General features: G+C 60.5%; 15 protein-coding genes and 1 tRNA gene. 7 read left to right on the top strand and 9 right to left on the bottom strand.

Annotated elements, in window-relative coordinates:
* Nucleotide 1: 1 nt before the first annotated feature.
* Both glgB and PAF20_RS05360 read right to left on the bottom strand, forming a co-directional pair.
* A complete protein-coding gene (gene glgB / locus PAF20_RS05355) occupies nucleotides 2-2,236 on the bottom strand; it encodes a 1,4-alpha-glucan branching protein GlgB (protein WP_271072690.1) in 2,235 nt (744 codons plus the stop codon).
* Nucleotides 2,196-4,637 (bottom strand): glycogen/starch/alpha-glucan phosphorylase, encoded by a 2,442-nt coding sequence (locus PAF20_RS05360; protein WP_434802942.1) that lies wholly within the window; start codon nucleotides 4,635-4,637, stop codon nucleotides 2,196-2,198. Before PAF20_RS05360 ends, glgB begins: the two co-directional genes overlap by 41 nt.
* A gap of 92 nt (nucleotides 4,638-4,729) precedes the next feature.
* On the opposite strand from PAF20_RS05360, the gene PAF20_RS05365 reads away from it, so the two are divergent.
* Nucleotides 4,730-6,319: an alpha-amylase family glycosyl hydrolase gene (locus tag PAF20_RS05365; RefSeq protein ID WP_271073261.1), complete on the top strand. Its 1,590-nt coding sequence runs from the start codon at nucleotides 4,730-4,732 to the stop codon at nucleotides 6,317-6,319.
* Nucleotides 6,320-6,346: 27 nt separating this feature from the next.
* Here PAF20_RS05365 and PAF20_RS05370 read toward each other — a convergent pair whose 3' ends face one another.
* On the bottom strand, nucleotides 6,347-6,802 hold the full coding sequence (locus tag PAF20_RS05370) for a hypothetical protein (protein WP_271072692.1): 456 nt from the start codon (nucleotides 6,800-6,802) through the stop codon (nucleotides 6,347-6,349).
* Nucleotides 6,803-6,878: 76 nt separating this feature from the next.
* Between PAF20_RS05370 and PAF20_RS05375 the strand changes: the two genes are divergently transcribed.
* Nucleotides 6,879-7,334, top strand: coding sequence for a MarR family winged helix-turn-helix transcriptional regulator (locus PAF20_RS05375; RefSeq protein ID WP_271072693.1), 456 nt, complete (start codon nucleotides 6,879-6,881; stop codon nucleotides 7,332-7,334).
* A 53-nt stretch (nucleotides 7,335-7,387) separates the two neighbouring features.
* On the opposite strand, the gene PAF20_RS05380 is transcribed toward PAF20_RS05375, so the two are convergent.
* Nucleotides 7,388-9,400 carry a TonB-dependent receptor gene (locus PAF20_RS05380; RefSeq protein WP_271072694.1) on the bottom strand — a complete coding sequence of 671 codons (2,013 nt, stop codon included), beginning with the start codon at nucleotides 9,398-9,400 and terminating at the stop codon, nucleotides 7,388-7,390.
* Nucleotides 9,401-9,621: 221 nt separating this feature from the next.
* Between PAF20_RS05380 and PAF20_RS05385 the strand changes: the two genes are divergently transcribed.
* Together PAF20_RS05385 and PAF20_RS05390 are read left to right on the top strand one after the other, a co-directional pair.
* Complete coding sequence (locus tag PAF20_RS05385) at nucleotides 9,622-10,992, top strand: L-serine ammonia-lyase (RefSeq protein WP_271072695.1); 1,371 nt, start codon at nucleotides 9,622-9,624, stop codon at nucleotides 10,990-10,992.
* Between the two features lie 192 nt (nucleotides 10,993-11,184).
* Complete coding sequence (locus PAF20_RS05390; RefSeq protein ID WP_271072696.1) at nucleotides 11,185-11,769, top strand: NADPH-dependent FMN reductase; 585 nt, start codon at nucleotides 11,185-11,187, stop codon at nucleotides 11,767-11,769.
* Nucleotides 11,770-11,826: 57 nt separating this feature from the next.
* Here PAF20_RS05390 and PAF20_RS05395 read toward each other — a convergent pair whose 3' ends face one another.
* Entirely contained in the window at nucleotides 11,827-13,599 is a 1,773-nt protein-coding gene (locus tag PAF20_RS05395) for a monovalent cation:proton antiporter-2 (CPA2) family protein (protein WP_271072697.1), read from the bottom strand.
* Between the two features lie 123 nt (nucleotides 13,600-13,722).
* Complete coding sequence (locus PAF20_RS05400; protein ID WP_271072698.1) at nucleotides 13,723-14,664, bottom strand: ring-cleaving dioxygenase; 942 nt, start codon at nucleotides 14,662-14,664, stop codon at nucleotides 13,723-13,725.
* A 119-nt stretch (nucleotides 14,665-14,783) separates the two neighbouring features.
* Here PAF20_RS05400 and PAF20_RS05405 point away from each other — a divergent pair, with 119 nt between their 5' ends.
* The 3 genes from PAF20_RS05405 (at nucleotide 14,784) to gnd (ending at nucleotide 18,434) form a co-directional block, all read left to right on the top strand.
* On the top strand, nucleotides 14,784-15,713 hold the full coding sequence (locus PAF20_RS05405) for a LysR family transcriptional regulator (protein WP_271072699.1): 930 nt from the start codon (nucleotides 14,784-14,786) through the stop codon (nucleotides 15,711-15,713).
* 193 nt (nucleotides 15,714-15,906) lie between these two features.
* Nucleotides 15,907-16,881 (top strand): serine hydrolase domain-containing protein, encoded by a 975-nt coding sequence (locus PAF20_RS05410; RefSeq protein ID WP_271072700.1) that lies wholly within the window; start codon nucleotides 15,907-15,909, stop codon nucleotides 16,879-16,881.
* Nucleotides 16,882-17,012: 131 nt separating this feature from the next.
* Nucleotides 17,013-18,434 (top strand): NADP-dependent phosphogluconate dehydrogenase, encoded by a 1,422-nt coding sequence (gene gnd, locus PAF20_RS05415; protein WP_271072701.1) that lies wholly within the window; start codon nucleotides 17,013-17,015, stop codon nucleotides 18,432-18,434.
* 123 nt (nucleotides 18,435-18,557) lie between these two features.
* Here gnd and PAF20_RS05420 read toward each other — a convergent pair.
* The 3 genes from PAF20_RS05420 to glpX form a co-directional block, all read right to left on the bottom strand.
* Nucleotides 18,558-18,632, bottom strand: a tRNA-Glu gene (locus PAF20_RS05420).
* A 104-nt stretch (nucleotides 18,633-18,736) separates the two neighbouring features.
* Nucleotides 18,737-20,485, bottom strand: a complete 1,749-nt coding sequence (gene recJ / locus PAF20_RS05425; RefSeq protein WP_271072702.1) for a single-stranded-DNA-specific exonuclease RecJ — start codon at nucleotides 20,483-20,485, stop codon at nucleotides 18,737-18,739.
* 40 nt (nucleotides 20,486-20,525) lie between these two features.
* The gene (gene glpX, locus PAF20_RS05430) at nucleotides 20,526-21,491 is read right to left on the bottom strand and encodes a class II fructose-bisphosphatase (protein WP_271072703.1); all 966 of its coding nucleotides are present in this window, start codon (nucleotides 21,489-21,491) and stop codon (nucleotides 20,526-20,528) included.
* Nucleotides 21,492-21,546: the final 55 nt, after the last annotated feature.

The following is a 21,546-nucleotide window of genomic DNA, read 5'->3' on the forward strand; positions in this document are numbered from 1 at the left end:
ATCAGGCGGCCTCGTAAATCAGCACAGAAAGCGGCGGCAGGTCGACAAGCGCAGACTGGTCATAGCCTTGCCATTCATCACCATCCGCCGTCAGAATTTCAGATGTTGCCATGTTGGAGCCGCCGTAAACGCCAGCATCGCTGTTCAGTCGCAAACGCCATTTACCATCGCGCGGCAGTCCTATTCGCCAGCCGTGGCGCGGGACGGGTGTAAAGTTGCAGATGGCCACCACAGGCGCGTCGCCTTCTTCGCCGTAACGGGCATAGGCAAGGACGGATTCCTGTGCCGCGCCCCCTTCGATCCAGCCGAAACCTTCCGGCGCATTATCGCGCCGGTGCAGCGCGGGCAGTTCGCGGTACAGACCATTCAGGTCGCGGATCAGCGATTGCACGCCCTTGTGGCGCGGATCGTCCAGCAGATGCCAGTCCAGTGACGTGTCGTGGTTCCATTCCTTCCACTGCGCAAATTCGCAGCCCATGAACAGCAGCTTCTTGCCCGGATGCGTCCACATGAAGCCGTAATAGGCCCGAAGATTCGCAAACTTCTGCCAGACATCGCCGGGCATCTTCTCGATCATAGAGCCTTTTCCGTGGACCACCTCATCATGGCTGATCGGCAAGATGAAATTTTCAGAAAAGGCATAGACCAGTCCGAAGGTCAGCTGGCTGTGGTGGTGACTGCGATGGACGGGCTCGTGCTTGATGTAATCCAGCGTGTCATTCATCCAGCCCATGTTCCATTTGAACCCGAAGCCAAGGCCGCCGCCATCGACCGGTCGCGACACGCCGGGAAATGCGGTGGATTCCTCGGCAACCGTCATGATGCCCGGCACTTGGCCATAAGCGACCGTGTTGACGTTGCGCAGAAACTCTATCGCTTCCAGATTTTCGCGGCCGCCGTGGATATTCGGCACCCATTCACCTGCCTTGCGCGAATAGTCGCGATAGAGCATCGAAGCGACAGCATCCACGCGCAACCCGTCGATATGGTATTCCTCCAACCAGTACAGCGCGTTGGCGGTCAGGTAGTTTGAAACCTCTCGTCGTCCATAATTGTAGATCAGGGTGTTCCAGTCCTGATGGAACCCCTCGCGCGGGTCGGCATGTTCATAAAGCGCCGTGCCGTCGAAGCGGGCAAGCCCGTGGGCGTCGGACGGGAAATGCCCCGGCACCCAGTCCAGCAACACGCCGATCCCTGCCGCATGGGCGGCGTCGATCAGGGCGCGGAATTCGTCGGGCGTGCCAAAGCGGATCGTCGGCGCATACAGCCCGACCGGCTGGTACCCCCAGGATCCGTCAAAGGGAAACTCGGAAACCGGCAGCAATTCCAGATGGGTGAATCCCATATCGACGACATAGGGGATCAGGGACTTCGCATGTTCCAGATAAGACAGCGGCCGGTTGCCATCCTCTGCCACCCGACGCCAGCTTCCCAGATGGACCTCATAGATAGAGATCGGGGCGGCAACGTTCTGGGCGACTGCGCGGTCAGCCATCCATGTCGCATCTTGCCAGTCATGATCCTGAATGTCGCGCACGACAGAAGCCGTGGCCGGCGGATGTTCCGCGCCAAAGCCAACCGGATCGGCCTTCTGGGGCAGGGGCTCGCCATGTGCCCCGGTAATCGCGTATTTATAGGACGCGCCCGCACCGATATGCGGGATGAAGATTTCCCACACCCCGGTCGATCCGCGCCGCCGCATCCCATGCCTGCGAGCGTCCCAATTGTTGAAATCGCCCAGCAAGGCCACACGTCGGGCATTTGGCGCCCAGACAGCAAAATGCACCCCGTCGACGCCCTGATGCGTCATGACATGCGCGCCCAGCACCCGCCAAAGTTGGCGATGCGTGCCTTCACCGATCAGATGTTCGTCGATCTCGCCAAGCACCGGGGAAAAGCGATAGGCGTCCTCATACTCCCACTCATTGTCGCTGTCTTTGCCTCGCAGCAGATAGGGGGCCAGTTCGGGCATGATGCCGATGAACAGGCCCGGTGCATCATCGACCGGATCCATCGGATAGATCCCCTTGATCGTGGCAAGCGACATTTCGGCGGCACCATGATCCAGTGCCAGAACGCGCCAGCCGTCGCCATGCGGATGCGGACCCAGCAAAGTAAAAGGCTCAGTCTCGCGCCCGTCGGCAAGCGCGCGGGCCCGCTCGGGCAAAAGGGCGGTGCGTCGGCCCTCAGCGTCCTCAGCCTGCCACGAGACCGAGTTCCTGTGCCGTTTGATCATCGCGTGCCCCCTCAATCTTCCAGATCTTACCCATATATTCCCGGACCGAGCGATCGGATGAGAACCAACCCATACGCGCGGTATTCAGCGCAGCCATGCGGTTCCATGCCTGCTTGTTCCCATATGAGGCATCAATGAGCTTCTGAGTCGATTGGTAATCGGCAAAATCGGAGCAGACGAGATAGGTGTCCCAATTCGTCAGAATATCGACAAGGCGACCGTAGCGCGCCGGGTCACCACCAAATGTACCAAGTGCGATCAGACTGATGGCGCGTGACAACGCAGCCGAATCTGCAATCGCCTTGCGGGCATGGTCTGGTACCTGGCGGCGGGCCTCGACCTGCTCTGTCGTCATGCCGAACAGAAAGAAGTTTTCGGCCCCGACATGCTCGCGGATTTCGACATTCGCCCCGTCCAGCGTGCCAATGGTCAGCGCACCGTTCAGTGAAAGCTTCATATTGCCCGTGCCCGAGGCTTCCTTGCCCGCCGTTGAAATCTGCTCTGACAGATCAGCCGCCGGGATCAGCCGTACCGCCATCGAAACATTGTAATTCGGCGGATAGACCACCATCAGGCGGCCTTTCATCAGTGGATCGTTGTTCACGACCGCAGCGACGTCATTAATCAGATGAATAATTTCCTTGGCAACAGCATAGCCCGGTGCCGCCTTGCCGCCGAATATCTTGACGCGGGGCTGCCAGTCGGCATCGGGGTTCTGGCGGATTTCATCCCAGCGAGCGATGGTTTCCAGCACGTTCAGCAACTGGCGTTTATATTCGTGAATGCGCTTGATCTGCACATCGAAGATCGCCTCGGGATCGGGCGTCAATCCGATGGTTTCGCCCAGCCAGTTGGACAGCGCCACCTTGTTGTGACGCTTCGCAGCCGCATAACGGTCGAGCCAGCCGTTGTCGCTGACATGGGCCTCCAGCCCGGTCAGCTGGTCGAGGTGGTTGACCCAATCCTCTGAGCCCAGCGTCTCCGTTATCAGACCCGATAGTGCCGGATTGGCCGAATAAAGCCAGCGGCGCGGCGTCACGCCATTGGTGACGTTGACGATACGGTCGGGATGCAGCGCGTTCAGATCGTGAAAAACCGATTCCTTCATCAGGTCGGTGTGCAGCGCGGATACGCCGTTCACATGACCCGACTGCATGAAGGCCAGCGTTCCCATATGCACAGAGCCATGGTGGATCGCCGAAAGCTCCCAAGGGCGGGACGGGTTGCGGCGCTTGTGGTGGTCGTCGATCCGCTCCACCAGATCCATGTGGCGCGGCAGGACCTTCCGGAAAAGCCCTTCGGACCAAGCTTCCAACGCTTCGGGCAGAAGGGTGTGGTTGGTATAGTTCAACACGCGCACGGCCATATCGGCGGCATCGTCGAACGGCTGGTCGAAATCGTCGATAAGCACACGCACAAGTTCCGCACCAGCAATGGCCGGATGCGTGTCGTTCATCTGTATCGCCACGCGATCGGGCAGTCGGGCGATGGGCTCGCCGCCCTGCGCGAAGCGGCGCATGATGTCGCGGACAGAGGCGGCGGTGAAGAAATATTCCTGCTTCAGCCGGAGTTCCTTGCCGGCTTCCGTCGAATCGTCGGGATACAGAACACGGGTGATCGTCCGGGCCAGCGACTCTGCCACGCCAGCGGCGACATATTCGCCGCGATTGAACCGTTCGAGGTCGAATTCCTGCACCGGCTTGCCTGACCAGAGGCGCAGTGTGTTGGCCCATTTCCCGCGCCAGCCGACAATGGGCATGTCATAGGCTGCGGCGATGACACTTTCTTCCGGATGCCAGACCTTTTTCGGTCCGTCCCCTTCGATCCAACCGCCGAAGCCGATCTCATAGGCTGCCTCGGGGCGCTCAAACTCCCACGGGTTGCGGGATTTCAGCCAGCTTTCGGCGGTTTCGACCTGTCGGCCGTGATCGAATCTCTGCCGGAACAGCCCGTGCTCATAGCGCAGGCCGTAGCCATAGGCGGGGCAACCCACCGTCGCCATGCTTTCCATATAGCAGGCCGCCAGTCGGCCCAGCCCGCCATTGCCAAGCGCGGCTTCGGGTTCATTATGGATCACCTCGTCATAATCCACGCCGAAACCTTTCAGTGCCCCGCGCGCGGCATCGTCCAGACCCAGATTGACGACCGAATCTTCCAGCAGGCGACCGATCAGGAATTCCATCGAAAGATAATGAACCCGCTTCAGCCCGCGTCCGTAAATCGCACGGGTCGAGGCAAACCACGGCTCGACAATCCGGTCGCGTACGGCCAGAGACAATGCGACCCGCCAGTCATGCAAAGAAGCATGTGCCGCATCCTTGCCGATGGAATAGACCAGATGATCCTGAATCGACTGGCCGAGTTCCTTGGGGCTGGCGCTGACCGCTGGCTGTGTCATCATGGCGTTCCGTATGTCTGATATGTTAGCGGCAACATTACGGCGGAGCGTCGTCGTATTCAATGGTTCGAAAGCGCGGTGGAGGTGTGACGATGGTGAATGACTGGTGGCGTGGCTCTGTGACATATCAGGTCTATCCGAGATCCTTTCAGGACAGCAATGGTGACGGGATAGGTGATCTGAAGGGTATCACCGAACGGCTGCGCTATATTGCCAGCCTCGGTGTCGATGCCGTGTGGCTGTCGCCGATCTTCACCTCTCCGATGGCCGATATGGGCTATGACGTGTCCGACTATACCGACATTGATCCTCTGTTCGGGACATTGGAGGATTTTGACAGGTTCGTGGCGAAAGCGCATGAATTCGGGCTGAAAGTTGTCATTGATCAGGTGCTCAGCCATTCCTCTGACCAGCATCCTTTCTTTGTTGAAAGCCGGAAGGATCGCGAAAATCCGAAAGCCGACTGGTACGTCTGGGCCGATGCGCAATCAGACGGCACGCCGCCCAATAACTGGTCATCGGTCTTTGGTGGCTCTGCCTGGGAATGGGACGGGCACCGCAAGCAGTATTATCTGCACAACTTCCTGAGCTCGCAGCCGGATTTCAACTTTCACAACAAAGAGGTTCAGGACTGGCTGCTGGACACCATGCGGTTCTGGCTGGATCGGGGCGTGGATGGATTCCGTCTGGATACGGTGAACTTCTATTTCCACGACGCGAAGCTGCGCAAGAACCCGGCCCGCAAGGGGGAGCCGCAGGTCAATCCCTACGAAATGCAGCTTCACAAGTTTTCCAAGACTCGGCCGGAGAACCTCGATTTCCTCGCCCGGATGCGAGAGCTGACGGATGAATACGGCGCCTCGATGGTGGGTGAGGTCGGCGATTCGACCCGCGCAGTCGAGATCATGGCCGAATATACATCGGGCGATAAGCATCTGCATCAGGCCTACAGCTTCGACATGCTCGGCCCGGAATTCACGCCGAAGCATTTCCGCCAGAAGATCGAAACCTTCTTCAAGAAAGCACCCGATGGCTGGCCGACATGGGCTTTTTCGAACCACGATGTCATTCGCCATCTGACGCGGTGGGAAGAACATGGCGCCGATCAGGACAGTCTTGCAAAGCTGGCGGCAGCGATGCTGCTTTCCTTCCCCGGTTCCGTTTGCCTCTATCAGGGCGAAGAATTGGGTCAGACGGAAACCGAGCTGGAGTTTGCCGAACTGACGGACCCGCCGGGGATACGTTTCTGGCCGGATTACAAGGGCAGGGATGGTTGCCGAACGCCGATGGTCTGGGACGCTAACGGCAACACCTCGGGCGGGTTTTCCGAAGGTAGACCGTGGTTGCCCGTCAAGCCGCCCCAACTGGCCCGCAATGTCGCGGCACAAGAGGCGCAGAGCGATTCCGTGCTGCACTTTTACCGGCATATGCTGGAATTCCGGGCGGAACGGGTTGAACTGCATGGACGTGGTCCGGCCCATTTCTACAACCGGCCGAACCCCGTGTTGATGTTCCAGCGTGAAGGGCTGATCTGTGCCTTCAACCTTGGAACAGAGGCGGTGGATACGAACCTTCCGCCGGAAGGTCAGGGCGGAATTCTTGTCGGCCCGTCGCAAACGGCGGAGTTAAACGGGCGTGAACTTAAACTCGGTCCGAACGGATTTGCATTTGTGGATGTCGCCTGAGCGGCAATGAAGTTTCACCAGCAGCTGTCAATGGCTGCTGGCAAGCTTACGCCGCAGTTTGCCCGTCAGGCGCAAGCCGTCGCGCATACTCAGGCTCAGAAGCGTGATGTTGATCGCGCCCGCGATCAATTCGATTGTTTGAACGGCAACGAACGCCGCGTCGAACTGTGCTGCCTGTGCCTTGGCGGAAAGATACAGCGCTGACGGGATCAGGATCAAAATCCCGTTCGCCGCGATGATCGGCATGCGCTTCCGCTTCGCCTCGACCACCGGGCCGCGCCGTTTTTGCCCCATGCGGAAACCGGACGCGCCGACAGCGGCCATTGCAGGGAGCAGGATCAGCAAGCCCCAGGGTATCAGCGTCTTGACGCCGGTGATCAGGTCGAGGTCACCGGACAGTTCGGACAGGAATGTGCTTAGCCAGAAGGTCAGGGTGGTCAGCAGCGCGACGGCAGCAGCGATGGGGTGAATGATCTTTGTCATCTGAAGTCTCCTTCAACTATCCAATAGCAAGCTATATATCATTGCATAGCACGCTATTCAAGTATTAGGTGGTGATATGACATTCAGTAAAAGAAACTCCGCTGGCTACCTCGCCAACCATATGGCCCGCATTTTCGAGCGTGGTCTTGCCGCGCGCATCAAGCCGCTGGGCCTGTCGACCGGCACGTTCCCCGCGCTTCTCGAATTATGGGAAGAAGATGGGCTGTCGCAGAAACAGCTGGTCGAGCGGCTGGATATTGAGCAGGCGACGATGGCGAATACCCTTTCCCGGATGGAGCGGGACGGGCTGATCCGCCGCAAAACCGATGAAACCGATCGCAGGGTTCAGCGGGTCTGGCTGACGCAGGCGGCGCGGGACAAACGCGGCGCGGCAATCGCAGCTGCGAACGAAACCAATGACAGCGCAATGGCGGGGCTGACCGCTGCAGAACAGGATCAGTTCCGGGACCTGATGCGCAAGCTGATCGACACCTACCGGGCGGCGCCATCGGATGAGGGTGACACAGATTGAAAAAGGGGCCGCTATATGCGACCCCTCAAACGATCAGTGGACTTCTGTGCGGATCAGAACGATTTCGAAACACTCAGCGTAATGGTCCGACCCGGGCCGTAAGCCGGCTGGATATCACGGCTGCCAGCCACGCGTTTCACATAGCTTGACCGCTCGTAATAGGTTTCGTCGAACAGGTTATCGACACCAAGGCGCAGCTTGGCTCCGTTCGCCTGCGGTGGTGTCCATTCGGCATAGGCGTTCACGATGCTGTAGCTGTCGTGTTTGTCGAAGCTTGCAGCCTCCATCGCGTCGTCTGACAATTCGCCCGCCCATTCCAGCGTCGCGCCCAGTTTCAGGTCATATTGCGGAAGTTCCTGATCGACATAGAGCGTCGCCATATCCCCGACCGGCATCAGAGAGCCGCCCGTGGGCAACGCGAAATCGCCGTCAGAAGTCACATCGGCCTTCGTGTAGGTCGCGCCAACGCGCCCGTTTGACCAGTCATAGCTGGCGTTAAGGGTGAACCCCTTGCTGCGGCCTTCCTCGGCGTTGGTCAGCATACCCGCGCCGACATCGTAATCACCCAGACCGTCCAGACGGGTATCAAAGAAGGTCAAGCCACCACGCCAGTTCGCACCGCTCGCATTCAGGCCGATCTTGTAGTTCTTTGCGGTCGCCGGTTCGAGATCCGGATCGGTGATGAAAGCGGCATCGCGGGCATGAAGCAGCCCGTACTCGCCGATGTCAAAGCCCATCCATGTATGCGACGCGCCCGCAAAGACTTCGAACATATCGTTGAAACGATAGGACAGGGTCGCGTTGGCACTTGCGCCAGAGCTTTCGAAGCGGTCGTTGTTCCAGTCTGTCAGGCGATGATGGTCATAGCGCATACCGGTCGACAGGTCGAAGCCGTTGCCAAAGTCGAAACGACCCTGAACGAAGGTGCCAACCTGAAAGGTGGTAAAGTTCCATTCCGGCCCCGGCGCGCCGGAGTGGTCGCCGTAATTGTAGACCATGTAGTCATTATCGGCGAAATCGACGCCAGCGGTGATCGTGCCCTGCGCCAAGGTAAAGGTATTCTTCAGAACACCGCCGAAGGAATCGCGATCCAGTTCCATATCGCCATTCGGTCGAGAGCTTCCATCGACGGGATCAATCAGGTCGCCGACGATATAGTTGGGGCGCCAGTAATTGGTTGAACCGATATAAAGTTCTGCGCTCGGGTCCCATGTATCGGTGGGCGATGTCGCGGTCCATGACAGGCGCAAAGTCTCGCTGTCGACCTCAAGCGGGAAAACCTCTGTGTCGCGGTTGAGGTCCATGTTCATCTTGATGACCCGGTCGGCATCGTCGCGCGACCGGTCATAGGCAAGCTCGAACCGGCTTCCGCCGACCTCGTAACCCAGCTTCACCAGAACGCCTTGCGCTGCGGGTTCCGTGCCGGGCATCTCGCGGCCATTGCCGGCGGTGTAATTTTCACCGTTCTGGCCGTGTAGCATGACAAAGTAATCGAAGCCGCCATAGACGCCATAGCCGGCAAGGCTGCCAGCAAACCCGCGACCGTTGTCGCCATATGACAGAGAGGCACGGCCACCGATGTTCTTGCCATCTTCCAGCAGATCACGCGCACCAACAGTTTCATAGCGCACAGCACCTGCCGCCGCTGCAAATCCGGCATCGGCTGCGGCCGCGCCCGCCTCGACTTCGACCGAACGGATAAAGGCCGGGTCGATCACATTTGATCCGGTATGGTGCCAGCTTTGCGGGCCTTGCGGCACGCCGTCCACGCTGACCGCCAGTTTCGACTGTTCGATCCCGAAGACATAGACGCGCTTCGACGGTCCCGCGCCGCCAGAGACGGTAACAGCCGATTCACGCGCGAACAGTTCGGACACGTTGTCCGGTTGAAGCTCTTCGACATCCTCGGCGGTGACGACAGCGCCGCCGGTGGTCTCGATATTCTCCTCGCCAGCCGCGACCAGGGTGAGTGTATCAAGAACGATTGGTTCCTGTCCCCAGGCAGTGGCGGTCATCAGGGCAAGGGTCGAAACCCCGGCCAGCGGAAGCATGGTTTTGCGCAACATTGTTCCCTCATTTCGCAAGGGGACTCTGTGGCTGAAAACTGGCTGAGATTCCCGATAATTTCTATTGGTTAATTTTGTGCCTCGCTGAGTTCAATGAACAAACCGGCACGCGTCGGCGCACGATGCAATGATGCAACACCAGTCCGCGTCGGCTGTGGGTTTCAATAGGCCGCGCTTGCGCCTATCGTCTGGACAGATCGTCGCGGATCAAGGGGGGAAGCTTGTTTCTGTCGGTACTGGATATGTTCAAGATCGGAGTGGGGCCGTCGTCGTCACACACGATGGGGCCGATGATCGCGGCGAACCGCTTCGCTACTGAACATCTGGACACCCTGTCCGAAGGCAGTTTGGTCGAGGTTGTGCTGTGGGGATCTCTGGCCTTTACCGGCAAGGGACATGCCACCGACCGGGCGGTGATCCTTGGGCTTGCGGGCATCAGGCCGGAAACGCTTGACCCGCAGCAGGCAGAGCAGGTCATGACCTGCGTCCGCGACCGGCGGATGCTTCCGCTTGAAGGTGGCGCATCACTGGATTTCGACGCCGATACCGCGATCCGCTTCGCCTATGGCGAACGTCTGGAAGCTCATAGCAACGCGCTGACCTTCCGGCTCAAAAACGGACAAGAGGTGGTGGCCGAGGAAACCTTCTATTCGATCGGGGGCGGCTTTGTGCTGACAGAGGAGGAGCTGAGCGCTGCACGTGATGCGCCCGGTCCCGAAGATCAGAATGTGCCTTTTCCCTTTGGCAGTGCAGAAGGGATGCTTCGCATGGCGGCAGATTCGGGGCTGTCCATCAGCGAAATGAAGCGCCGAAATGAACTTGCATGCCGGTCAGAGGCCGATCTGAAAGAAGCGCTTGGGCGGGTTGTCGGCACCATGTTCGCCTGCATAGAGCGGGGCCTGGAAACCCGGCAGCGCGAGCTTCCCGGCGGGCTTGGCCTGGAACGTCGGGCACCCAGCCTTGCCCAAGACATGCCGGGGCGGAACCTTATGCCGCATAGCGCCTTCGAAAAGGTCGCGGCTTATGCGATTGCCGTGAATGAGGAGAATGCCGCCGGTGGTCGTATCGTGACGGCGCCGACGAATGGGGCGGCGGGTATCGTCCCGGCCGTGATGCGATATGCGAGAGAGGTTCTGGACCTGCCCGAGGATGATCCGGCATTGCATCGCTATCTGCTGACGGCTGCCGCGATTGGCGGGATCATCAAGGCGAATGCCTCGATCTCTGGCGCGGAATGCGGCTGTCAGGCAGAGGTGGGGTCTGCGTCTGCGATGGCTGCCGCGGGGCTTGCGGAGCTTCTGGGTGGGACGCCCGCACAGGTCGAAAACGCCGCCGAGATTGCGCTTGAGCATCATCTGGGGATGACCTGCGACCCTGTTCTGGGATTGGTGCAGGTGCCTTGTATCGAACGCAACGCCCTTGGCTCGGTCAAGGCGATCACGGCCGCAGCCCTTGCCCTGCGCGGTACTGGAGAGCATTTCATGCCGCTGGACGCCTGTATCGAAACGATGCGTCAGACAGGCGAAGATATGCTGGAAAAGTACAAGGAAACCTCGCTTGGCGGGTTGGCGGTGAACTCTCCAAATTGCTGACTGTGCCGGCGCTGCGCGATTTCACACAAAAAAGCTGAAACCAGAATCCCCTGACAGTCGTTCGGCGTTAGCGAACGCGGAGTTTCGGGTTAACCATCTGGCCGGGCGTCCGCGGGAGGCGTAATTTTGCGCCGAGGAATTGGGGCGGCACCGATCAACGTGCCGCCGATTTTAATAAAAGGATAGGATACTATGGCTAAGACCAAGATTGGCGTCATCATCAGCACCACACGCGACGTCCGCTTTGCTGACAAACCGGCAAAATGGCTGATGGACAACGTCCAGAAGCGCGATGACATGGAGTTCGAACTTCTGGACCTGCGCGATTTCGATCTGCCGTTCTTCGATGAGAAGGCATCGAATCTGTGGGTGCCCAGCGAAGACCCCAAGGTGGTTGCATGGCAGAAGAAGCTGGCGGAATTTGACGGCTATATCATTCTGACTGCCGAATATAACCACTCGATCCCCGGTGTGCTGAAGAATGCCCTGGATCAGGCCTATAAGGAATGGAACCACAAGCCCGTCGCGGCAATGGGCTATGGCGGTGTCGGTGCTGCACGCGCCATCGAACATCTGCGCGGTATCGCCGTCGAGTTGAAGATGGTTCCCGTCCGCGACGCCGTTCATCTTGGCGGCGGAGAGTTTCTGAAGGTCAGCCCGCTTGGCGAAAACGGCGAGATGTCCGAAGTTGATGAGGTTCTGCAGCCTTCGCTGGAAGCCATGCTGGACGAACTGGCATGGTGGGCAGAGGCGACGAAAGCCGCCCGCGCGTCGTGATCCGATTGACGGCGTGACCTTGAAGGCCCGGCGATTGCCGGGCCTTTTCACTTGACGTCATGCCTCGTTCGCGGTCCGCTTGCGTTGCGTCAGCGGTTCCGGCACCGGATTGACAAGCATCTTATCTAGCCCTGCCATCATGCCGCCCTGAACCTGTTCGGTCAGTCGATCACGATCGCGGCGTCGGATATCACTGGCCGTTTCGCTGATAGCCGCATCCGAGCAGCCAAGCGCACGCAGCCCTTCTTCGCCCATGCGATAGGCGGATTCGACCGTCTCTCGGATCTCGAAATCGACTCCTGCGTGGATCAGCTGCATCGAGTGACCCCGGTCGTAGCTGCGCACAAGCAGCTTTGCCTGCGGGAATTCATGCCTCACAAGCTCGACGATTTTGCTGGCGGTTTTCGGGTCATCGACGCAGATCATGATGACTTCGGCCTCCTCGGCACCAGAGTGGCGCAGGATGTCCAGCCTTGTGCCATCGCCGAAAAAGACCTTGAAGCCCCATTTCTCTGCCTCTCGGATACGGTCCGGGTCGCTGTCGATAACCGAGACCTCGACATCGCGCGCCAGAAGCAGTTGCAGCGCGATCTGGCCGAAGCGACCAAATCCGATCACCAGTGCCTGCCCGCGTAACTCGCGCGCATGATCGACGCCTTCCAGAGATTTTTCGCTGCGTAGTCTCCGGTCCGCGGTCATCTGTACAAGCGGCGTGATGGCCATCGACAGGATGACAACGGTGGTGAAGATCGCGTTCTGTCGCGCGTCGATAACCCCGCTGCCTGCGGCGGCGGAATACAGCACAAAGGCAAATTCGCCGCCCTGTGCGAACATCGCTGCGCGATGAAGGGCGGCCGTATTGGTGCTGCCAAAAATCCGCGCAATTGCGTATATCGCCACGGCCTTCACCAGCACATAGACGATCAGCATCGCCAGCAGCAGCGGCCATTCCGCCAGGACCACAGCAAGGTCAAGCGACATTCCCACGGCCAGAAAGAATAACCCCATCAGAAGCCCGCGGAACGGTTCGATATCGCTTTCGATCTGATGGCGATAGCTTGAACCGGACAGCATCACGCCAGCCAGAAAGGCACCCATCGCCATGGACAGCCCTACGGCTTCCATCAACATGGCGGCGCCCAGTACGACAAGAAGCGCGCCGGCCGTCAGCACCTCGCGCGCACGAGCGCGCGCCAGCAATGCGAAGAACGGATCAAGCAGCCAGCGACCGACGATCAGCAGAAGGGCGAGCCCGGCGAGGGCAAGCGTAAGCGCGCCAAGCCCCGATCCTTCGCCCGATTGAGGGGCCAGCAGGGCGACGACCGCAAGAAGCGGGACGATCAGCAGATCCTCGAACAGCAGGATCGAAACGGATTTCTGCCCTTCGGCGCTCGCGATCTCTCCGCGCTCCTGAAGGGTCGACATGATGACAGCGGTGGAGGACAGCACGAAGCCCGCAGCGGCGATAAAGCCATGGGTCGGGGCGAGGCGGAAAACAATTATCCCGGCAGTCGACAAAAGGACGATGGCGGCAGCAACCTGTGCCAATCCCAGACCGAAAATCTGTGATCGCATTGCCCACAGCTTTTGCGGTCGCAGTTCCAGCCCGACGACGAACAGGAACATGACCACGCCAAGTTCTGAGAAATGCAGGATTGCCGCGGGATCGCTGAACAGCCCTAGGATTGAGGGACCGACAATCATGCCGGCGGTAAAATAGCCCAGTACGGACCCCAGCCCCAGAAGCCGGAACAGGGGCACGGCGACAACGGCGGCACCCATCAAAACAATCACCGGGCCGATTGTCGCGCCAAGTCCTTCTGTCGCCATGATGACCCCCTGCAATGTCTGGTATACGGCAGCGTCGACTGACCGGGTCAGGATTGCAAGGGCGTGACAGGAAAAAGGCCGCCGGGATTACCCGGCGGCCTGTGGTCTGGCGAATAACCGCCTTTAGTCGAGCGGTTTCAGGTTAGCCTCGATCTGTGCACGGCGCGGCTCCAGGAACGGGGGAAGGGACAGGCCCTCGCCCATCGTTTCGAGCGGTTCATCCACATCGAAGCCCGGCCCGTCGGTGGCAATCTCGAACAGGTTGCCGCCCGGTTCGCGGAAATAGAGCGAGCGGAAGTAGTAGCGCTCGACCTCACCCGATGAGGGTATGCGAAACTCGTTCAGGCGGTTGGCCCATTCGTGAATGGCCGGAACATCGGGCGTCCTGAAGGCAACGTGGTGAACGGCACCAGCACCCTGACGCGCGACCGGCAGATCAGGCTGCACCGCGACATGCAATTCTGCCGAAGGACCGCCATTGCCCATCTCAAAGACATAGACCTGACCTTCGCCGTCGGGGCTGGCATAGTCTCGCACGCGGCGCATGTTCATGACCTGCGTCAGAACCGCCTCTGTCTGGGCAAGATCGGGAACCGAGATCGTGATCGGCCCCAGCCCACGCACCTGATGGTCGGCGGGCACCGGACTGCGGTCCCAGGGATGCGCCTGACCGGGTTGGTCCGCTGTCAGCCTGAAGCGCTGCCCCTCCGGGTCCTCGAAATCCAGCGTGGCGCGGGTGTCGAGCGTTGTGATATCTCCAACGGTCAGGTCATGGTCGCGCAGGCGTCCGGCCCAGTAATCCAGGCTGGACTCGTTCACGCGCAGCCCGGTGCGGCTGATCGAATGTGTGCCGCGCCGTTCGCGGGCGACAGGCCAGTCGAAAAAGGTCAGATCGGTGCCCGGACTGCCCACGCCATCGGCGAAGAACAGGTGATAGGCGGAGGTATCATCCTGATTGACGGTTTTCTTGACCCGCCGGAGCCCCAGCGTTTCGGTGTAGAAGCGATTGTTGGCCGGCGCATCTGCCGTGATCGCCGTCAGGTGGTGAATTCCTGTAAGGTCCATTTCGGCCTCCGTTGTTTGCTGGGTTCAATATCGGGCCTGTCAGGCAGAACGCCAGAAGGGTCTGGGCGGATCCGGTGTTCGGTCCTTGCGAACGCCCGTGGTGCTGTTAACCTGTATTCATGCGCTACTCACTGGACGAAATCGAAACCTTCCTGACGGTCATGGAGCTTGGCACGGTGACGGCTGCGGCGGCGCGGCTGAACCTGTCGAAATCGGTGGTCAGCAAGCGTGTTTCTGATTTTGAGGCGACAGTCGGCGCGGCGCTGTTTCGCCGCAATGCCGGGCGGATCACGCCGACAGAGGCCGCGAACCGGCTGGCAGAACGCCTGCGCCCGGCATTGTCCGAACTGATTGCAGCGACCGAAAGCACCGCATGGGGCATGGATGGCGCGGCACCGTTACGCGGAACGCTGGCCATTGCCGCACCGATGAGCTTTGGCACCATGTATCTGTCACCCATCATCGCTCGCTTTGCGGCTGATAACCCGGAACTGGAACTGCGTGTCGATTATGATGACCGCACCCGCGATCTGGCGCGAGAGGGCTATGATATCGGCATCCGCATCGGTGATGCTCGGGACGGTGCACTGATGGCCCGCAAGCTGTGTGAGGATCGGCAGCATGTCGTGGCCAGCCCTGCCTATCTGGAACGCCACGGGACGCCGGATACCCCGTCGGAACTGCGCGAGCACCAGCTGATGAGCTATGCGCATCTGACCGATGCAGCGCTTTGGCAGTTTCAGCAGAACGGACGCCGCTTCTCGCCCGAGGTGAGGTCGCGTCTGACCTTCAACAATGGTGAGGCTGTCCGTGATGCGGCCATCGCCGGGTTGGGTATCGCGATCCTGCCGGGGTTCATCACTGCAGATGCGCGACGCGACGGTCGGCTGGTGCAGATTCTGGAAGGTGCCGGGACAAGGGCGCTGCCGATCATGGCCGTCTGGCCGCAGGTGACACCCGTTCCCGCCAAGCTGCGCCTGTTCATCGACCATCTGGCTGGTGAACTGGCAGGCGGTGCGCCCTGGGCCTGGCAAGGTGGATCTCGCTGACCGGCCCAAAGACGTTGAAAAAGTGCAATCCACCTTCGCGCCTGCGGCCCGATGGCGACGATAAATGAGGTGCGATGATAAGTGCTACCGAAAAGCGCTATCAATCTTGCGGTTGAAGAATGCCGCACGCCGACCCCACATCGAAGATGAACAACAGGGGTAAGATTTGATGAATGCGTTTTCCAGAAGACAATTGCTTGTAACCGCTGGTGCCGCGCTGAGCGTTCCGATGATTGCCGGCGCAAGCTATGCACAGACCGCCCGCATCAATGACGTTATCCGCAATGCTGCCCGGATGGACCAGCTTCATGCTCTCGTCGTGACGCAGGGCGGCCAGCGACTGTTCGACGAGGCCTTTCGCGGCCCCTCGCTGGAGCGTCCAGCGAATGTAAAATCGGTGTCGAAGACATTGGTCGCCCTGCTGACCGGCATCGCGATAGAGCGCGGCGTGATCGAGAGTGTCGATCAGCGCGTCCTGCCTTTGCTTGGCAGATCGGGCTTCGGCGATGCGCGTGACCAGATGACCGTTGCGGACCTGCTGACGATGCGTGCGGGCGTCGCCAGCACCTCTGGCGGGAACTACGGGGCATGGGTGTCCAGCAGCGATTGGGTTGAATATGCGCTTGATCAGCCGCTGCAAGGACCGCCGGGGCAGCGTTTCATCTATTCCACAGGCGGTTGGCATATACTTGGCGCAGCGTTGTCGCGGGCTTCTGGCCAAAGCCTTCACCGGCTGGCGCAGGAATGGCTGGGCAATCCGCTGGACATAGCGATCCCGCCCTGGGTCGCCGATCCGCAGGGTCGGTATCTTGGCGGCAATGACATGGCGGTCAGCCCACTTGGCCTTGCGCGGATCGGGCAGATGGTGCTGGGCGGCGGGCAGATCGGGGGGCAGCGTATCGTCAGCGAAAGCTGGATTCAGCGTTCCTGGCAAGCCCGAGCACGATCACCGTTTTCGGGCGATCAATATGGCTATGGCTGGTTCCTGACACGCTTTGGCGGGCAATTCGCTGCCTATGCGCGCGGCTATGGCGGACAGATGCTGGTCGTGCAGCCGGAAAGACAGCTTGTCGTGGCAATCACATCCGATCCCAACAGACCGGCCCGCAGCGGCGGATATTTCGGTGACCTGCGCCGCTTGGTAGATGATATCACCGCCCGCGTCTGACGCATTGCAGTTCGCGGCGCGGGCGATAAGGTAGGGCATGTTTCCTGCCCGCCTGATCGCAAGACGACAGCCAGCCGGCACGCCCACACCTTGCGACCGGGTTAACACATGACATCAGATGGATTGAGCATATGAATAATGCAGCACATTTCGGGCTGATCGGGCTTGGAACAATGGGCGCGGCTCTGGCGATGAACATTGCCGAGAATGGCTATCCGATTGCCGTCTACAACAGGACCGCATCTGTCACCGATGATTTCATCGCCGGGGCGGGCGAACTGGCGGGCAACTTGACCCCGACAAAATCGCTTGAAGCGCTTGTTGCGGCGATCACCCCGCCACGGGCGATTATCCTTATGGTGCCAGCCGGTCCGGTCGTCGATCAGCAGATCGAAGCTCTGGCGCCCCTTCTGGACCAAGGCGATCTTATTATCGACGCAGGTAATGCCAACTACACCGATACAGAGCGCCGCACTGCCGAAAGTCAGGGCAAGTCTTATGATTTCATGGGCATCGGGGTGTCGGGCGGCGAAGAAGGCGCACGCCACGGTCCCTCTATCATGATTGGCGGCGACGCTGCGCAATGGGATCGCGTGGGGGACATGCTGCAAGCTATCTCTGCCAAATACGGTGATGAGCCATGCGCCGCGCTGATGGGGCCGGGTGGCGCGGGCCATTTCGTCAAAATGGTGCATAACGGCATCGAATATGCCGATATGCAGATGATTGCAGAGACCTATGCCCTGATGCGCGACGGCATGGGTTTCGATACGACGCGCATCGCCGAAACCTTCGAGAGGTGGAATGAGGGTCCGCTGGCCTCCTACCTGATCGAGATCTCTGGCAAGGTTTCGCGGGCGACCGATCCCATATCGGGCGGTCCGATACTGGACGCCATACTCGATGCCGCGGGACAGAAAGGCACCGGTCGCTGGACCGCGATAGAGGCACAGAAGCTTGCCGTTGCCATCCCCGTCATCGAGGCGGCCGTGGTTGCCAGAAACCTGTCCGCACAGGTTGATGCCCGCAAGCACGGTGCTGATGTATTCGGCGCCATGCCGGAGAAATTGCCAGAGGGCCTGCTGGACACGGAAACGCTGGAAGCCGCGCTGATTGCCGGCAAGGTTCTGTGCTATGCGCAGGGCTTCGATATGCTTACGCGCGCATCGCAGGAGTTTGAGTGGCATCTGCCCATGCCTGTGATCGCGAAAATCTGGCGCGAAGGCTGTATCATCCGCTCGGACATGCTGAACGATATGGCCGCAGCACTGACTGAAAATCCGCGCGACAACCTGATTTTCGCGAATCCCTTCACTGAGTATTTGAAAAAGAACGAGGCCGCGCTTCGCAAGGCGGTAATTGCTGCGACCAATGCCGGGATAGCGGTTCCTGCATTGGCTGCGGGACTGTCATGGTTCGACGCCATGCGCACCCCGCGCGGTTCCGCCAATATGATCCAGGCGCAGCGCGATTTTTTCGGCGCGCATGGTTACCAGCGTCTGGACGGCAAGGACGCGCCACACGGCCCGTGGTGGGATACCCAAGCCGGCTGACAGGTGTCCTGAATCCGACGGCACATGTTGCACTGTGCCGTCCGGCGCGGGATTTACGTATCAGTCGTAAACGGCCTGAGCCGGCATTTCCACTGCTCATCAAGGCGTTGATTATAAGAGAAATGGCAGCCCGTAGGGGAATCGAACCCCTCTTTCCAGGTTGAAAACCTGGCGTCCTAACCGATAGACGAACGGGCCATCACTGGCGTCCTGCGAGCGTCGCTCGCGGCGTGGAGCGGTGTTTAGGTCAGCATCGCCGGGGCTGCAAGACGAAAAATCGCGTCTGCGGAAAAAATTATTCGCTACAGGGCGAAAGCGTCGTCCAGGCGCAGGCGGACACGGGTGCGACCGCCCCAATGCGACAGCTCCAGTTTGCCTGCGATGTGAAAGCGTCGTCCCTTTGCGGACAGCAGGGCAGGACCCAGCGGCGATTGCATTGCACCCCATGCGACAGCCTCCAGCGGTTTCTGGCCCGGCACCCGGAAAGCCGCGCGCAGGTGGCCGTCGCCCATTGTCGCCACGCTGTCGAGTAGCAGGTCGGAAAACGCATAGCGCGGAGCAGGGGCCGCCTGACCGAATGGTCCCGCCGATTCGATCATTTCCATCAGCTCGGGTGTGGCCGCTGCCGGTTCCAGCAGGCCAGAGATCCGCAGATCATCAGTGCCGGTCCGGTTGTGAAGCTCTGGCTGGATCAGTTCCGCCAGCCGGGCCATTGCACCCTCGATCATCGATTCGGCGACTGTCAGGCCCGCGGCCATCGTGTGCCCTCCGCCTTTCTCGATCAGGCCCTCTGACGAAAGACGATGAACCGCGCGGCCAAGATCGACCCCGGCAACAGACCGGGCGGAGCCTTTGCCGATACCGTTTTCGATCCCGATCACGACAGAGGGCAGGCCCGTACGCTCTTTCACGCGCGCCGCGACGATACCGACGACGCCGGGGTGCCAGCCATCACCGGCAGCCCAACTCAGCGCCTGGTCGGCTCGGGCTTCAACTTGTGACAGCGCCTCCTCGCGGACCGATGCTTCTATCGCGCGGCGGTCGCGGTTGAGTTCGTCCAGTTCTTCGGCCAGGCGCCTTGCCTCATCGGGATGGGTGGCCGACAGGCAGCGGGCGCCCAGATCGGCCCGGCCGACGCGGCCACCTGCATTCACGCGCGGACCCAGCATAAAGCCAAGGTGAAAACTGCTTGGTGCGGTGTCGACGCGCGAGACATCTGACAGCGCGACCAGGCCCGGCCGCTGACGCCGCGCCATGATCGCGAGGCCCTGTCGCACGAAAGCGCGGTTGACCCCCGTCAGCGGTGCAACATCCGCGACCGTCGCCAGGGCGACGAGGTCAAGCAGCGGAAGCAGAGGTGGTTCGGGCTTGCCCTGTTCACGCAGCACGCGCCCCGCCTGAACCAATGTGAGGAACACGACACCCGCCGCGCAGAGATGGCCCAGATTGCCATCCTCATCCTGTCGGTTGGGATTTACCACGGCAAGCGCCGGGGGCAGCGTCTCGCCGGCAAGATGGTGATCCAGAACGACGATATCTGCTGCACCGCCTGCCGCGAGCGCGTCATGGGACAGTGTGCCGCAATCCACGCAGACGATCAGATCATGCTCGGCAGCAAGTGCTGCAACGGCGGGCGCGTTGGGGCCATAGCCTTCGTCAATGCGGTCCGGGATATAAAGCGTCGCGTCCCGGCCCTGCTGGCGCAGCCAGTCCAGCAGCAACGCGGCGGAAGAACCGCCATCGACATCGTAATCCGCGAAGATCGCGATTTTTTCGCCTGCCGCTGTGGCCGCAACCAGACGCTCGGCTGCGTTGGCCATGTCGCGCAGGCTCAGCGGGTCGGGCAGCATCTCGCGTAATGTCGGCGCAAGGTATCCATCGGCCTCGGCGGCTTCGATGCCACGCTCTGCAAGGATGCGGGCGACGGGCAGGGGCAGGTCAGCCGATTGCGCCAATGCCTCGGCACGGCGGGTGGTGTCCTGATCCGGGCCGACCCATCGACGGCCCGTCAGAGAGTTCTCGACATTCAGAAAAGCAGCGCGGTCTGTCATGGCAGGGTTCTGCGTCAGCCGCGCCGCGCTTGCAAGCCTGTCAACGGATCGGGTTGCGATAGATCATCCGCCGGACCGAGCCGGTCTTGGATCGCATGAGGATCGTTTCCGTTTCCAGATATTTCGGCTCTCGCTTGACGCCGCGCACGATAGAGCCATTGGTCACCCCGGTGGCCGAGAAGATCACATCCGCCGTCACCATTTCGTCGCGCGAATAGACCCGGTCGAAATCGGTGATGCCAGCCTTCGTCGCGCGGCCTCGTTCATCATCATTGCGGAACATCAGGCGTCCCCACATCTGGCCGCCCATGCATTTCAGCGCCGATGCCGCCAGCACGCCTTCTGGCGCACCGCCCGCGCCCATATACATGTCGATGCCGGTCAGCTCCGGCTCGGCGCAGTGCATAACGCCTGCCACATCGCCGTCAGTGATCAGCCTGATCCCGGCACCCGTCGCGCGAACCTCGGCGATCAGGTCTTCGTGGCGCGGACGTTCGAGGATACAGACAGTGATATCCGTCGCCTTAACGCCCTGCGCCTTTGCCAATGCCTCGACCCTTTGAGTCGGGCTCATATCAAGGCTGACGACATCCTTGTCGTAACCCGGGCCGATTGCCAGCTTGTCCATATAGACGTCGGGCGCATGCAGCATCGTGCCGCGCGGGGCCATTGCGATGACTGTCAGCGCGTTGGGCATGTCCTTGGCCGTCAGCGTCGTGCCTTCCAGAGGGTCAAGCGCGATGTCCACTTCCGGACCCGTGCCGCTGCCGACTTCTTCGCCGATATACAGCATCGGGGCCTCGTCCCTCTCGCCCTCTCCGATGACGACGACACCGTTGATATCCAGCTTGTTCAACTGGTCGCGCATGGCATTGACCGCGGCCTGATCGGCAGCCTTTTCATCGCCGCGCCCGATCAGCGTGGCCGAAGCATGTGCCGCGGCCTCGGACACGCGGGCCAGACCGAGTGACAGCATTCGGTCGTTGAAATCCTTGGTCTCGGACATTTTATCTCTCCTGAAAGGGCGGGTTGCGGCATGTCTAGGCGTGCCCGGTGACGCC

Origin of the sequence: Paracoccus albus (assembly GCF_027913035.1) — a bacterium.
Classification (GTDB): Bacteria; Pseudomonadota; Alphaproteobacteria; order Rhodobacterales; family Rhodobacteraceae; genus Paracoccus; species Paracoccus albus.

Excerpts from the sequence above, each read along its gene's own strand:
- glgB (WP_271072690.1), bottom strand. The coding sequence starts at position 2,236 with ATGATCAAACGGCACAGGAACTCGGTCTCGTGGCAGGCTGAGGACGCT.
- PAF20_RS05360 (WP_434802942.1), bottom strand. The coding sequence starts at position 4,637 with ATGATGACACAGCCAGCGGTCAGCGCCAGCCCCAAGGAACTCGGCCAG.
- PAF20_RS05370 (WP_271072692.1), bottom strand. The coding sequence starts at position 6,802 with ATGACAAAGATCATTCACCCCATCGCTGCTGCCGTCGCGCTGCTGACC.
- PAF20_RS05375 (WP_271072693.1), top strand. The coding sequence starts at position 6,879 with ATGACATTCAGTAAAAGAAACTCCGCTGGCTACCTCGCCAACCATATG.
- PAF20_RS05380 (WP_271072694.1), bottom strand. The coding sequence starts at position 9,400 with ATGTTGCGCAAAACCATGCTTCCGCTGGCCGGGGTTTCGACCCTTGCC.
- PAF20_RS05390 (WP_271072696.1), top strand. The coding sequence starts at position 11,185 with ATGGCTAAGACCAAGATTGGCGTCATCATCAGCACCACACGCGACGTC.
- PAF20_RS05395 (WP_271072697.1), bottom strand. The coding sequence starts at position 13,599 with ATGGCGACAGAAGGACTTGGCGCGACAATCGGCCCGGTGATTGTTTTG.
- PAF20_RS05400 (WP_271072698.1), bottom strand. The coding sequence starts at position 14,664 with ATGGACCTTACAGGAATTCACCACCTGACGGCGATCACGGCAGATGCG.
- PAF20_RS05405 (WP_271072699.1), top strand. The coding sequence starts at position 14,784 with ATGCGCTACTCACTGGACGAAATCGAAACCTTCCTGACGGTCATGGAG.
- gnd (WP_271072701.1), top strand. The coding sequence starts at position 17,013 with ATGAATAATGCAGCACATTTCGGGCTGATCGGGCTTGGAACAATGGGC.
- recJ (WP_271072702.1), bottom strand. The coding sequence starts at position 20,485 with ATGACAGACCGCGCTGCTTTTCTGAATGTCGAGAACTCTCTGACGGGC.
- glpX (WP_271072703.1), bottom strand. The coding sequence starts at position 21,491 with ATGTCCGAGACCAAGGATTTCAACGACCGAATGCTGTCACTCGGTCTG.